This window comes from Vibrio orientalis CIP 102891 = ATCC 33934, from assembly GCF_000176235.1.
Lineage (GTDB): Bacteria > Pseudomonadota > Gammaproteobacteria > Enterobacterales > Vibrionaceae > Vibrio > Vibrio orientalis.
In genome coordinates this window covers 701,595-716,040 of record NZ_ACZV01000004.1, presented here as the reverse complement: position 1 = coordinate 716,040, position 14,446 = coordinate 701,595, and the positions used below count along the sequence as shown (strand labels likewise).

At 42.6% G+C, this 14,446-nt stretch carries 14 protein-coding genes; 13 read left to right on the top strand and 1 reads right to left on the bottom strand.

Features of this window, described 5'->3' with window-relative positions; all coding sequences use genetic code 11:
* Positions 1-49: 49 nt before the first annotated feature.
* Together VIA_RS06705 and VIA_RS06700 are read left to right on the top strand one after the other, a co-directional pair.
* Positions 50-3,070 carry a M6 family metalloprotease domain-containing protein gene (locus VIA_RS06705; RefSeq protein ID WP_004411935.1) on the top strand — a complete coding sequence of 1,007 codons (3,021 nt, stop codon included), beginning with the start codon at positions 50-52 and terminating at the stop codon, positions 3,068-3,070.
* A 524-nt stretch (positions 3,071-3,594) separates the two neighbouring features.
* Positions 3,595-4,497 carry a LysR family transcriptional regulator gene (locus VIA_RS06700; protein WP_004411933.1) on the top strand — a complete coding sequence of 301 codons (903 nt, stop codon included), beginning with the start codon at positions 3,595-3,597 and terminating at the stop codon, positions 4,495-4,497.
* On the opposite strand, the gene VIA_RS06695 is transcribed toward VIA_RS06700, so the two are convergent.
* Positions 4,487-4,945: an A24 family peptidase gene (locus VIA_RS06695; RefSeq protein ID WP_004411932.1), complete on the bottom strand. Its 459-nt coding sequence runs from the start codon at positions 4,943-4,945 to the stop codon at positions 4,487-4,489. The two genes, VIA_RS06700 and VIA_RS06695, sit on opposite strands and share 11 nt — an antisense overlap.
* A gap of 204 nt (positions 4,946-5,149) precedes the next feature.
* Here VIA_RS06695 and VIA_RS06690 point away from each other — a divergent pair, with 204 nt between their 5' ends.
* The 11 genes from VIA_RS06690 to tadF all read left to right on the top strand — a co-directional run bounded on the left by VIA_RS06690 (position 5,150) and on the right by tadF (position 14,446).
* On the top strand, positions 5,150-5,359 hold the full coding sequence (locus VIA_RS06690) for a Flp family type IVb pilin (RefSeq protein ID WP_004411931.1): 210 nt from the start codon (positions 5,150-5,152) through the stop codon (positions 5,357-5,359).
* A gap of 66 nt (positions 5,360-5,425) precedes the next feature.
* Positions 5,426-6,202, top strand: a complete 777-nt coding sequence (locus VIA_RS06685; protein WP_004411929.1) for a hypothetical protein — start codon at positions 5,426-5,428, stop codon at positions 6,200-6,202.
* Positions 6,203-7,528 (top strand): type II and III secretion system protein family protein, encoded by a 1,326-nt coding sequence (locus tag VIA_RS06680; RefSeq protein ID WP_004411928.1) that lies wholly within the window; start codon positions 6,203-6,205, stop codon positions 7,526-7,528.
* Entirely contained in the window at positions 7,528-7,989 is a 462-nt protein-coding gene (locus VIA_RS06675; RefSeq protein WP_004411926.1) for a hypothetical protein, read from the top strand. Before VIA_RS06680 ends, VIA_RS06675 begins: the two co-directional genes overlap by 1 nt.
* A 2-nt stretch (positions 7,990-7,991) precedes the next feature.
* Positions 7,992-9,185, top strand: coding sequence for an AAA family ATPase (locus tag VIA_RS06670; RefSeq protein WP_004411924.1), 1,194 nt, complete (start codon positions 7,992-7,994; stop codon positions 9,183-9,185).
* Positions 9,182-10,447, top strand: coding sequence for a TadA family conjugal transfer-associated ATPase (locus tag VIA_RS06665; protein WP_004411922.1), 1,266 nt, complete (start codon positions 9,182-9,184; stop codon positions 10,445-10,447). Before VIA_RS06670 ends, VIA_RS06665 begins: the two co-directional genes overlap by 4 nt.
* Positions 10,444-11,358 carry a type II secretion system F family protein gene (locus VIA_RS06660; protein ID WP_004411921.1) on the top strand — a complete coding sequence of 305 codons (915 nt, stop codon included), beginning with the start codon at positions 10,444-10,446 and terminating at the stop codon, positions 11,356-11,358. The genes VIA_RS06665 and VIA_RS06660 overlap by 4 nt, the downstream gene beginning before the upstream one ends.
* Positions 11,358-12,224 (top strand): type II secretion system F family protein, encoded by an 867-nt coding sequence (locus VIA_RS06655; protein ID WP_004411919.1) that lies wholly within the window; start codon positions 11,358-11,360, stop codon positions 12,222-12,224. The genes VIA_RS06660 and VIA_RS06655 overlap by 1 nt, the downstream gene beginning before the upstream one ends.
* A complete protein-coding gene (locus VIA_RS06650; protein WP_004411918.1) occupies positions 12,221-13,345 on the top strand; it encodes a tetratricopeptide repeat protein in 1,125 nt (374 codons plus the stop codon). The genes VIA_RS06655 and VIA_RS06650 overlap by 4 nt, the downstream gene beginning before the upstream one ends.
* Positions 13,342-13,872: a TadE family protein gene (locus VIA_RS06645; protein WP_004411916.1), complete on the top strand. Its 531-nt coding sequence runs from the start codon at positions 13,342-13,344 to the stop codon at positions 13,870-13,872. The genes VIA_RS06650 and VIA_RS06645 overlap by 4 nt, the downstream gene beginning before the upstream one ends.
* Positions 13,862-14,446 carry a tight adherence pilus pseudopilin TadF gene (gene tadF / locus VIA_RS06640; RefSeq protein WP_004411913.1) on the top strand — a complete coding sequence of 195 codons (585 nt, stop codon included), beginning with the start codon at positions 13,862-13,864 and terminating at the stop codon, positions 14,444-14,446. Before VIA_RS06645 ends, tadF begins: the two co-directional genes overlap by 11 nt.

The following is a 14,446-nucleotide window of genomic DNA, read 5'->3' as shown; positions in this document are numbered from 1 at the left end:
CCAGCCATAGCAGATTGTTAATTTCTGCTAAGCACAATGGATTACAATTATGAGGATAAAACGACTCTGTCTTACGGCTGCGCTTGCTTGTGCATCCGTTTATGCACACTCAACCACGCTTCCCGCACCAATCTGGCATACAATGACCTTGTCAGACGGTAGCAGCAAAGAATTACGCCTTATGGGGTGGGAGGATCTGTTTTGGTACCAGGACCACGAAGGGTTCTTATATATTCAGGGGGATGACCTTGAATGGTATTTCGCTGAATATGACTCTTCACAAGAGCAAGGCGTTATGAGCTCAACGGGAATATTGGCTACTAGGGGGGCGATACCACCACAGCAGTCAAATATCGACAAGGTAAACATCAAACCAGCCTACCAGTCACAATCGTCACATCAGCCGAGAGCAAACACCAAAAGCAAATCTACCGCGTATGCTCAAGGAAGAAGCTTATCATCTGCGGCCTCATCAGGGAGTGATGTCACTAACCAACCTCTGTTGGTAGTACAAGTGGGCTTCAGTGACGTAAAAATCGAAAATGATTTTACCAATACGATCTTTGGCCAGAATCAGCAAAGTGTTCAGGACTATTTTCTAAAAAACAGTTATGACACGTACAAGGTTGTGCCAGCAAAAGAAACTCAGGGTACTGCCAACGACGGCATAATTGATGTTGAATTAAATATTGCTCATCCTAATTGTCATTCTAAAACAGACAGCACTTGCCAAACCAAGCTCAACAACGTGTTCACGAAGGCTTATGCCGCACTGGATGGCAACTTCGATTTGTCACAGTACGATGATGACAAGAATGGCAGTATCGAACCAAGCGAACTGTCAGTAATGTTCGTTTTTGCTGGTAATGATAAATCAAGTGGTACCAATAAAACGCCAACCATTTGGCCCCATAAATATGCTCACTCGACTGTGACGATTGATGGTAAGCGAATCTCTTCTTACTGTTTATTCGCTGACTACCAGCATGATAACCAGTCAGCAATGGGAGTCATCGCGCATGAGCTAGGCCATCTAATGCTTGGATTGCCTGATTTGTATTCCTATAAACATGATGGTTCTATCGGTCATTGGGGGCTTATGGGAGGCGGGAGTTGGGGACGTAAACCCGGTGATACATACTCTGGGCAAACACCCGTAAATATGCTTGCTTGGAGTAAAGAAGCGGCTGGGTTTATTGAACCACGCGCTTTGACCGACACCGGCTCAGTAGATCTAAATACAGACAAAGGTGAGAGTGTCATTTATCTGGATCCTCACTTGAAGCAGTATGGACCGCGTCTTTACGTCGAGAATCGTCGCAAGAACCACTATGACCGAGCGCTAAAAGGGGAAGGTCTATTAGTTACCGCGGTAAATATCGACAATCACTTTAACAGCACTGGACCTATGCAGGTACAAGTGATGCAAGCTGATGACCAAGGGCTACTCGAAAGTGGACGCTCATCTGGTGATAATGGGGATGTTTTTCCTGGTAGTGACAATGTCACAAGTCTCAGCGATAGTTCCTCTCCGGCGTTAACCAATGTCACAGGGGGAAGACCTACTGAAATTGAGCTAGCCAGTATAACGAGTGATAGCGTAAGCGCCTCCTTCAATCTAACCATTCCAGCTAGTGCAGAAAAGTCAGCATGGGTCACCTCTTTTGGCCGAACTTACCCAAGCTATCAGACAGGAAACAATGTACTTGGTTTCGCGATTGATGTCGCAGACAGCGATCAGCGCTTAGTCGGTTTTCAGTTTTATGCCAAGCCGACCACTGTCGCGATGCCTATGTTTTATCGATTACTAAAATATCCTTATACCTCAAGGTTTGGTCGTGTGATTGTCGACGAAAGTAGAGAGGTAGTATTAGGACGAGGCGCTGCTCCTGAGAATGGCGGGCAGGTAATGCTGGATGCTCCTTTTGCACTCTCACAAGGTAGCCATCTTATTGTATTAGAGCTGGAAAATGGCACACCTGAATACTCAACCCAATTTCTTGATGCCTATCTGGGCGATGGACAGCGTAAAACCCAATACTACGGAACGTTAGCGGACTATAAAACTCATGGCTTAAACAATGGTTTTAGCCGAAATTTCCCGTTTGCTGCACTGTTTGAAGGTAACCAAACCACGCAAGGTTTAGCGGTAGATGACTATGTTCGCACACAGGAAGATACGCCGATAAAACTAGATCTGGCAGCAAATGACACTGGATTAAACGATAACGAACAGTACCAGATAGAAGTGACTCAAAGGCCAAGCCTGGGTCGAGTCGCTGGACAGGTTTACTATCCAAATAAAGATATGAATGGTCGAGATAAGTTTAGCTATCGATTGGTAGGCGACATGGGGACCATCACCAATGAAGCGGAGGTCAGTGTCGATATACTCGCAGTCAATGATGCGCCAAGTTTTACGGTTAAATCAAGTTCTGCTCGCTATATCCCTGGTACTGATGTCACGCTTTCTATTGTTGATTTGATTGATGTTGATTCCTCCACACTCTCTATTCGTTGGTCGCAGGTTAAAGGTAAACGATTGACCTTTTGGGGCGCTAGAGAGCGAGCGTTAACATTCCGATTACCGGAGAATACGGCTGCGGGAAGTCGTTTTGAATTTGTTGCTCAGGTCACTGATAACTTAGGGATGACAAGCCAACAAAGATTTCAATTTACCACCAAAAGCAAGGTAAGATCGCCGATGCAAAATAAAGTAAAGGTGGCTTATGAAGGCAGCATAAAGGTTGCGCCAAATGTTGATTCGCGCTTAGTCAGGATAGAGCTGTTATCGAATCCGGATCATGGCATGGCGAAAATCGTTGGTCAAACTATTGTGTATACTGCTCCAAGTAAACGAACGATGAGCATTTATGACCAAGTTTTTTACAAAGCATGGTTAGAAGATGGTAGTGAGGTTACTGGTAGCTATGAAATTGAAGTCGTTGCAACAAGCGGTGGCAGTGACCTTAGCTCAGACCCTACTGTCACAGAGGAGTCCTCAGGAGGGGGAATCTCGATTCTTTTCATTACAGCCTTGATGCTGCTTATAAGAGTTCGTAAGAACTAGATAACAATCATGATTGGGCGACATCTGTGTTGCCCATTTTCCTTGTTTTAGAAATAAAGTTCATATTTCAGTGTCAGTAGTGTATCAAGTTCGAAACAAAATGTTGCATAGGTCACAATAATGATTATTTTAGAAATGTAATAATTCGCAATAAGTCGCGCAATTTGATTACAATTAACAAACATTTGACACCATTCCCCCTGATTGTCCCGCTTTTGAGACCATTGCTCATCTGTAGCAAAAGTATCTACAACGAGTGCTTTTGGCAGCAAAAAAACTAAGTAAGAACTGCTCTAGAGCCAAAATTCTAACTTCTGTAGTTCTAATCCCTATCTCGTTCGGTTTCATTTATTTTACAAGATGCTGCTAGCAATAGTGTTGCTGAGTGTTTTTTGTATAAAACATGTTTATAGGATTATAAATATTGCTGTTTGTATCTATATGACACAATTGTTATTTTCAGCTCAATTATTTAGATAATTAAAAAAATAACAATAAACCGCAGCATCGAGGTAGTTTCGACTATGAAAACCGTCAATAGAAGTATCGACGTCAAATACCTAAGAACTTTTTCGCAGGTTGCCAAACATAAGAGTTTTACTGCAGCGGCTGAGTCGCTGTTTATGACACAACCTGCGGTTTCACAACATATTAAAAAGATCGAAAGTACAATAGGGGCAAGTATTTTTGATAGAAAAGACGGCTTTGTGCTGACAAAACACGGCCAAGTTCTACTTGAGTATGTCGATCAAACTATGTCTATGTATGAGAAATTATTTCACGACCTGGAGAGTGTGGAGTTACGTGATCAGTTTAAGATTGCAATCGCTGAGTCGTTTTGTCCTGATATGGTTGACAAGATCATCAATGAATTCAGAGCACTGAACAATATTGACTTAACAATCACCAGTTTTGCTAACTGTGCGTATCTGGATATCGATAAGTATGATCTGATTTTTTCGGTCAGTAGGCTTCCATACAGTAATGGTCGTTCATACCAACTCAATACTGTTAATTACGCTATTGCTCATTCGCATATGTTGGATCCTCAAGAGTGTTATCCGCAGCGCATAGTCTATTGTGACACGCTAAATCGCTCCGATGTTCAAGATATACTGAAACATCATGGGGTTGACTCTTGTTTTGTATCCAGTTGGGTTTCGACAAACTCATTGCGCCTGATTAAGAATGAACTTGAAACAAATGGCACAGTATTGATTTTTCCAGAATGGTCAGTAAGGAACCTTAATTGTCGTAAAGTGATCATCAATCAGAAGGTCAACATGTATGTATGGTGTAGTGAAGATGTTACTCATGAACTTGAAGAGTTAGGGGTAAAAGACAAAATTCAGGATCTGTTTGAGCTACGTGAAGAAGCAAGCATGCACAGACAAGAAACCGATTACATGCCAGCACTTACAAACTAAACAAAGAGAGTGCAGTAAACGCTACGCCACTAATTGAGATAGGTATTCCATAGGGAATACCTTTTTCAAATAAATTTGTCTTGGTCATCAAGCCAACAAGATACATAACAACTAATTGAAAACCACCTAAAAACCCCACCAAAACTAAGCAAGCGATGGTCAGTTCGGGCTTAATACCGATAGAAAATGCACACAATAGTTTGATATCACCAGCGCCGAAACCACCGATTAGCCATACAATAAGTAAAACCAAGAATATAATAGAAGTAATGGTTGCTGATTGGATGAAATATCCAAAGTAAAATGAAGCAATAAAGTTTGTAATAAATAATGATTTGCAAATTTTATTGGGTAATGTTCGGTGTTTATGATCGCTGATACAAGATTGAACCGCACAGACGATATTTATAATGACTACAGTAATTTCAATGATGTTATCTAAGTTCATATTAGAATAGTAACGCGGTAGTCAATATATTCAAAGTTAATGTACATAAAGTTTATTTATCACCCCATAAATAACACATCACCTTGTTGTGATAATAAAAAATTATAATCGTATAAAAACTTATAATTTGTTGTGATGGGTTTTGGGTGATTTAATTCCAACTGAAATATACACGGGCTAAGGCCAACATTTTAGAGGAACATTATGTACTACAAAACTTTAGCTAAGCTTGCAGAGCTTAAAATGAAATTTGAAGATGACATTCGCGGTGTAACTGCTGTGGAATACGCAATTATTGCAGTTGTAATGTCAGCGCTTGTACTAGCAGCATTTCAAACTGATGCGCTTAAAAATGCAATTACTGGTGCCCTAACTGCAGTAACTGACAACTTAACTACAGCAACTGGTAGTTAATTAATTTAATACACTGCTTTATTTCTAGGGGCGAATGCCCCTATTTAGTTACCACATAGACTCATTATGAATAGAACAATTATTCTTGTACTTGTTACTCTCGTTATTTTTTCTATCTTTATTTTTATAAACAATACCTATCTTTCTTCGACTGGTGAAGAGCAAGAAAAAGTTATTAAATCGGAGCCGAAAGTCGCCGTGTTAGTCGTGAGTGGCGAGGCGAAAAAAGGTCAAATAATAAAGTCCTCCATCCACAAATCGGAGTTGGTTAACTTATCACAAGTTGAAAGTGTAGATTACACTCCCAAGGATGAAATTCACATTGAACCAGGTGCGTTATTTAAACGAGATTTAAATCCAGGCGAGCTTATATCCCAAGAAGACATTTCAAACCCAGGCGATAGGGATTATATGTTTTTGTCTGTTAATAAGGGAGAGTTACCTTACTTTTACCACGTAACGGGTCTTGGAATTGTACAAACATTATCGCTTTATCCGGGAGACAAAGTAAGTTTTGTTTCTACAACCTCTTCTGAAACGAACTTGCTAGAAGATGGCTACGGTGATGTTGGAGGTTTGGTTAGCCGCGTAATTATCAGCGGAGCTAGGGTTCTTCAGGTCATTAAAGGTGAAGAAGACGAAGACGCTCAGGATGCTGAAGATAAGCAATATAGCATCGTCGTCGCATTGAGAATGCGTGATGTATTAAAGCTTGAAATGGCGCAAAAAGTGGGTGACGTCAATATTGTTCCTGCGGAGATTGAAAACCGCTATTTATCAATTCGTAGCAGTGACTTACTTGAGACACAATTTGGTGTCCGAGAGTTAAGAGGCCAAGACTAAATGATAGCAAATAAAACGAAGTCAGCAGCTCTGATATGTCTTATTCTTGCGTTACCTTCTTATGCTTCGCAATTGATGAGTTTAGATCAAGGAGCGGCTAAAACAATTAATCTAAAACGTCAGATTGCTACTGTTTTTGTCGCAAACCAACAAATCGCTGATTATAAAATAATTGATGACAACAAGGTCGTAGTATATGGCGTTGGTCAAGGTAGCACGTCTGTTATTGTATATGATCGCGGCGGAAACGAAATCTACAACGCTGAGCTAGTGGTAAATCAAAGCTTGCGACTGTTGAAGCAGACTATTATTGCGCGCTTTCCGGACGAAAACGTTGTTGTTTCGAATGTTGGTGACCAAGTGGTACTCGACGGCATAGTCAGTAGCGAAGAGGTCAAACAAAAAGTGTATCGCCTAGTAGGTGAGATGCTAAAGAAAGAACGCCGCAGGCACACTTATGAGCTAAGGGATGCAGATGGAGAAGAGTATGATGAATTAGACTATACCTCTCGCTTTACTTACGATCAGGTGATCAATCATCTTAAAGTTCTAACCACAGAACAGATCAATGTAAAGCTAACCGTTGCAGAAGTATCTAGTTCATTTTTATCCGAGCTGGGTGTTAGCTACAGCGATAGCGGTGAGCCAGGAAAATTCGTCAATAAACTGCTTGATTTCACAGCGCAAGATATTGTGTCGGTTATCTCTGCGAGTGGTGATGACAAGATTGGTCAGGTGCTCGCTGAACCTAACTTATCCGTGATTTCCGGAGAGCAAGCGAGCTTTCTTGCTGGTGGCGAAATACCTATCGCTGTGCGTGATGAAGACGGTATAAGCATTAGTTACAAAGAGTACGGTGTTAAGTTGGCCATGGTCGCGAAAGTGACAGATTCGGAAAACATCCGTCTTACTCTGATACCTGAAGTGAGTTCGATTGATGAATCAAACAAGACATCAACGGGCTTAATCTCTGTCCCTACATTAAGAACTCGACGAGCGCAGACGACTGTGCACCTCAAAGACGGACAAAGTTTTGTACTCGCAGGCCTATTGACTTCAGAAGAACGGGAAGCATTAACCAAAATTCCATTCTTGGGAGACATTCCAATTTTAGGTGCGTTGTTTAGTCATACGACAACAAACCGTTCAAAAACGGAACTGATTATCGTAGCAACGGTAAATCTCGTTGATCCGGTTGAATCAGAACAGGTCAAGTTACCAAGCTTTAAACGCACCAGCGATATCGAACGATTGTTGCGTATCGACCTATCAGAACTTAATGAGCCCGAACTCGAAGGAACCATAGAACAGGGAGGTTTCAACTAATGCGTTGGATAGTCATTTCCATGCTGGCGTTACTTAGCGTTGCATGTAGCCAAGTAGATACAACAAACTCAAGCGTTATTGAACAATTAGAAGAGCGATTGGAGTTTGATACCACCCAAGGTGACGACTCAATGGGACGAGCGGTCGCTTTCATTCGTGACGTTAAGAGGCGCCAACCGAAAGCCCGTTTTCTTGTCGAATACAAAACGGGTTCAAGTGAGTTTGTCGCAACGCTACACGGTAAGTTCAAAACTGAGGGCGTGGCAAAGGATAGATATAAAGTTGCCTTAGCCGAAGCGAATCAAGCCAAAAACATTTTAATTACTGCTAAGTACGTGCGAATTCAAAGTAGCGATTGTGGCGCAATGACGTTCAGCAAGAGAGAGACTTACCGATTTGGCTGCAGCGTTGAACATAATCGAAATATCAGCTTAGTTAATCCAATCACACGAGTTCAGTAGGCATGGATCTAGATATCTTATTTAAAAACTCGTCTTCGAAAGTGAAGGAGAGTGTCTCAGCAAAAGATCTTGTTGTTTCTGATGATGCTGAGTTTATTGAGTCTGTTAATGACTTGTACGCCATTGAAGGGTATGCGAAACCGATTGAGGTGTCTGACATCGAGAATGACAGTGCTTGGAATCATTCAGGGGTTAGGCTTAACCACGTAATATTGGACTTGCGTGGTGTGAGCAACATTGTTGATCAGACCTCGGAGATTGCAACACAATTAGATGTGACGATTTCATTGCTTGTTTTGTGTGATGTCGATTCGATTAAGCTACGTAACCAGGTTCATTCCCTTGGAGCTAATTATGTCCTATGGGATTCGGATCTTGACGGATTACTCGCGGCAATCAAGTCAAGCGATGATCAAGAATCCAGTGCTAAACGCACCCGAGTTGCTAAGCGTATTTTAGTCTTAGGAACAAAGGGAGGGGTCGGGGTTTCAAGTGTCAGTTCGCTACTGTGTCACTCACTGGCGGGGCAGGCTAATCTAAAAACTTTGCTGGTCGATCATGATTCTGGCGCAATGAATAGTGATATCTATCTCGGTGTTAAAGGTCATAAGCCTAAACAAAATAGTATCGACTTAAACCAAATTGATATCGATGACGCGATCGCCAAGACGTATGTTCATTCCGTGGTAGACAAGCTTGACTATCTGGTTTTAGAGAAGAACATCGCTTGTCTGTCCGACCACGCGACAACCTTATATAACTTGTCTAATCAACTGGTCGATCAATATAACTTCATCATCGATTCCGTCCCGCTTTCTTGCTATGAAGAGATTCATGATCAAGAGCTGAACGAAAAATACCACCGTATTTTTGTGGTGTGTGACCCGTCAGTCGCATCACTGCGTTCGTACAATTTGCTCAAGAAAAAGTTCGGTAAAGCTGAGCATGAGTTGGTGTTTAATCTCAACCGACCTGCAAAAGACTTTATGGTCACTCTTAAAAGTGCCAAAGAACGAATCCGCGCTAAAAGTAGCATCGACTTTTGCTATGAGCCGGCGTTGGAAAAACAGCTCATTCAGCAAGGCATCGGCCAGTTCATGAAGTCAAAATCGTCGGCGTCGGTAGCCAATATGGTCGTTGCCTTAACGGGTAAGAAGATCAAAACCAAATCACGTTTCTCACTGTTTAGAAAATGAATCAAATAAAAGAAATATACATCCAACTTAGAGATGAAATCTTTGATGCATTGGATGCAGCAACGCTAGTTGAAATTAGCACCCAAGAGCTTGAAGAGCAGTTAAAAGACTCAGTCAACATTCTGATTGATAAAAAGAAGCTGCAAGTGAGCTCTCTCAAACGTGTAGAACTTGTTAAAGCGCTTCTTGATGAGCTTAAAGGTCTTGGACCGCTACAAAAGCTCGTTGATAACGACGACATTTCGGACATCATGATCAATGGCCCATCAGACATCTTTATTGAGATTGGTGGCAAGGTCGAAAAATCTCCAATTCAGTTTGTTAATGAGAAGCAACTCAACACCATTGCAAAACGGATCGCTTCAAATGTAGGCCGTCGTATTGACGAATCTAAACCCTTGTGTGACGCACGTTTGCTAGATGGAAGCCGTGTCAATATTGTCATCCCTCCGTTGGCGATTGATGGCACTTCTATATCAATTCGTAAGTTTAAAGAGCAAAAGATTAAGCTTGAGAATCTGGTTGAGTTTGGCGCTATGTCGGTAGAGATGGCAAAACTGTTGTCAATTGCCAGCCACTGTAAATGCAATGTTCTCATATCGGGTGGTACAGGTTCTGGTAAAACCACGCTGCTCAATGCGCTGTCGGGTTTTATCGGCGAAACTGAGCGTATTGTGACCATTGAAGATGCGGCAGAGCTGCAGTTGCAAAAGCCACATATTGTTCGTCTCGAAACACGTCAGGCAAGTGTCGAAGGTACTGGTGAGGTTTCGGCACGCGAGCTTGTTATCAACGCACTGCGTATGCGTCCGGATCGCATAATCGTTGGTGAGTGTCGTGGCGGCGAAGCGTTTGAAATGCTGCAGGCGATGAACACTGGCCATGATGGTTCTATGTCGACTTTACACGCCAACACACCCAGAGATGCTATTGCTCGTACCGAAAGCATGGTGATGATGGCGACGGCCAGTCTGCCAATTGCAGCGATTCGACGCACCATTGTAAGTGCGGTCGATTTGATCGTACAGGTCAAGCGCTTACATGATGGTAGCCGTAAAGTCATGTACATATCAGAGATCATCGGTATGGAAGGCGACAGTGTCGTAATGGAAGACATCTTTCGTTACGAAGCAAGCCCAGAGATGAAAGACGGTAAGATCGATGGAGAGTTCCGTACCCCGGGCTTGTCGACCCGCTCAGTGATCTATGAACGAGCCAGGTTCTTTGGCCTTGAGCAGACGGTTAGGGAGATTTTCGCGTGACCTTATTATTAATACTTGCCTGGGTCGGTTTGGCGGTTTATTGGCTGAGTGTACGTACACGTCAAAATAGCAAACTCAATAAGCTAATTCAGATGGAAGCTGAGTTTGAGGGCGTAAAAGGAGTACGATCGGTTATTGACGCCCAGCAGTTTGAAAAAGATTTCAAAGCTCGCTTACGTCAACAATATAAAGCGATGGTAAAAGTCTTTCAGCCGCATATGCCGCTCAAACTGTTGGTGTTTTTCTCAGTTTCTTCAATCGCCATTTACACCATAAATGCCTTCTTTTTTCGCCAGGACTTCGTCACATGTTTAGTGATCTTAGAACCTATTTTGTTTGTGATGTTTTTTATCAAGCTCAAACAAAGACAGGAAGAGAAATTTAAAACCAACTTTCCTGATGCGCTAAATATTCTTAGTGGGGCGATCTCTTCCGGCCAAAGTATCGTCCATGCATTTGAATATGTGGGTAAACAACTCAATAACGAAGTAGGTAACGAGTTTAAATTTATGGCCGAACGATTACTCATCGGTGAAGACCCAGATGATGTGCTAGAAAGAAGTGCCACCACTTTTCCCTACTTGGAATACTTTTTCTTTGCTTCAACCATTCGCATCAACTTGAGTCGGGGTGGGCAACTTAAAGACGTTATCAACAGAATTAACCGACTAATGTTCGACTCCAGAGCGGTAGAAAAAAAGAAAAATGCGTTGACGTCAGAGGCGCGAGCATCGGCGAAGATCATTGCCTGCTTGCCGGTAATCTTTCTGGTGATTTTAAAGTTTACCAGTCCGGAAAATTATAGCTTCGTGATGTTTGAACCTGGTGGCCAGCCGATTTTTTACTACGTGTTGATCAGTGAGTTTATTGGCTTTGTTTGTATCTGGCTTATCTTGCGAGGTGTCAACTAATGAGTCTGGTAAACATCGCGCTTTGGGGTGTCGCTTTGCTATTCTCGTTGCTCGTCGCTGGGGGCGTGCTTAAAGCGTGGGACAATGCACGGGCAAACATTGCGACAAGAAAAATCATCGGCTCGACCAGAGAAGAACGTAAGCGGATTGATTTGGTCAAAACTGCACTATCTCAGTTTAGCTTCAACAAAGAAGAGACACGTAAAAAGCTCGTTGCGGCTGGGTTTTATAGTGATTATCTGGCCGATGTGTACTACCTGATGAAAATCATTCCCTTCACACTCTGTTTAGCTTTGATTGGTTTTGACTATTTCAAGGGCGAAACCGAGGTCGCCTTTTCATTGCTTTACCTGTTGGGCGCTTTAGGTCTGTTTATTATTGGACCTGATGCGTTTATCGCAAGCAGAGGTAACGCAAACACCAAACATATTAGTTCTAGACTGCCGTTTCTGCTTGATCTGATGAACGTCTGTGTTCATACCGGTATGACAATTGAGTCAAGCTTAGATTACTTATCCAAGGAGCTGGTGACCGTTGACCGCAATTTAGCTTATGTAGTTCGTGTCACTGTCGATCGCTCGCGATTGGTAGGTTTAGAAAAAGCCTTAGAAGAGTTTTATGACTTAGTGCCGACCAGCGAGTCACAAAGCTTCGTCATGACCATGGTTCAGAGTCTTCAATTTGGTTCCTCCATTGGACCTGTGTTAGCGACGCTAGCAACGGATATTCGTGAATTGAACATGATGGATCTGGAAGAAAGGATAGGAAAAATGGGGGCCAAAATGTCTATCCCGCTGATTGCTTTCATCATGGTACCTATCGTTGTACTGATTGCCGCTCCAGGTATTTTAAGGATGTTGATGTGAAAAAATTAATACTTTGTTCGCTACTGTTAACGGGCTTTTTAGCAGGTTGTACAGCAGTGAATACCGAGCTGCAAACCAAAGAAAAGTTATTGATTGGTTCAGGAAATGACCAGCAACTGATTGAGTTTTACAAAGCAAATTTAAAACTCGAACCGATTTATAAAGCCAAGCTTGTCGATCTCTACTTGTCGCAAAAAGACATTAAGTCTGCAGAGTTGTACAGAAATACCTATACAGAAGACGATTTGGAAGAGCCTGAGTTTATATTGACCAATGCTCGTCTTGATTATCAGAAAAAAAACTATTCTCAAGCCTTAGCCAATCTGGATTTGTATCTGGATGAAGGTGGCGAAAAGGGTCAATTCCATCTGCTCAAAGGAAAAATATTGGCTCAGCAGAAGCGATTCTCACAAGCGATTGAGCAGTTTGAAGAGAGCAGAAAGCAAGGCGCGTCAGACAGGGAAGCGGGCAACAATATTGCGGTGGTTAAGATGATGCAGGCTGACTACCTTGGTGCGACAGATACTTTGTACGATTTGTACATCGCAAGTCCAAGCGATAAGAAGGTCCGTTCGAATCTGATAATTTCTTCTGTAAATGCTCAACGTCCCGATATTGCGTTGGAGGTTCTTCGGCACACTAACAGTGACGAGCAGGCGCGAAAGCAACTAGCGGCATTAATGCGCTCAATCAAAAAGAACAAAAGGAGCAGTAGTTCAGTGAGTCAGCCAACAGTAAAAACGTCCGTTAAATCGTTAGGCTCGGGCGCAAGTTTTGTAGCGCCAACCAATAAGGTGAGCCATTTGGTTAGTGGCAGTGAGGTTCAACAAGCGAAAAGTAGCATCGTTGGCTCAGAGCTTGATCCAAATAAACTCAAACCGGGAGTAAGGCCGATTTATCGTGTTCAGGTGTTAGCGACTTATACCGCGATACCATCCGATTTTCTTAATTACCTGCAGACCAATTATGGAACCGTCTATTCGTACACCCACGGCTTATGGAAGCGTTATTGTATTGGAGAGTTCGATGATTTGAATGAGGCTAAGACTTTCCTTGGCAGCTTAGATATTAAAGGTGCGTTCGTGGTTGATTACACCAAGAAGAGGTACGTGCGACTATGAAGCGCTTTAAGCAGAAAGGCTCTTTAACCATAGAAGCGGCAATGGGAATACCTCTGTTTTTAGCCATTATCTTTGGCTGGGTCGAGATTTGTATCCTCACGTTCAATATGAGTATGACGGATCACGCTTTAACCACTGCGGTAATGCGCACCAAAAAAGCCGGAGACTCAAGCAATAGTAACAAGGTTAATTACGGTCAAATGATCAAAGATGAACTCAATAAAGCTGGTGGGGCTTTATGGAGTAACGGCGTAAAGCCTGGCAGTGTTCAGATCCGGGTCGACTACTTTAAAGATTACGGCGGTTTTTTAAAGTGTACCGATGCTTACCAGTCATCTGAAGAGTGTCCTGATAAAAAAGATCAGCCGGAAGATATGGCTCTGGCGGTATACAACCTTGAGTACACCTATGATCCGCTGGTGTCGATTTGGTTTCCTGACATGGTAATCAAACGAGAGGTGATCACCATTCAAGAGTACGAGCGTTGCTCGTTTAAAGTTGGACGGGGGGCTGGTTGTGCGAGTTAAACAAACAGGTTCCTTTGCTGTAGAACTGGCGTTAGTGCTGGTATTTGCCTCAGGCTTATTCTTGGTTGTGGTGAACTACATGTTGGCGATCAACAAAAAAGGCCAGCTCGATAGAGCAGCGTATTCAATGGCAACCATTCTGGCAGAAAGAAAACAGTTGTTTAGCGCAGATCTAGATATATGCGCCGGAGACTGCCGCAAAACGGAACATGAAACCTATTCGATCGCGTCGGCGTCGTTGAAGCGAATGATTCCCAATTTTGAAAAATCTAAATTGGGCATGCGTATTGATGAAGTTCGTCTTCAAGAGACCTTGCTTCCAAGCGGAAAGATTCAATACAAGCGAATCCAGAAAACACTAACTAAAGGCGCAATCCATGGTTGTGATTTCCCAGATATGAGCGACATAACTAAAGATAAGGCGGTTGAGTTGCTGCCTGTGACTTCGCGAGGACGAAGACTGCCTTTGTATCAAGTCTCCTTGTGCTATGAAATACCAGTAAATCTAATCGGCGTGGCAAATGGTGAAATGCTTCGCTTGATCAGTACTTCTTACTCATTTGCGAGGGTCTGA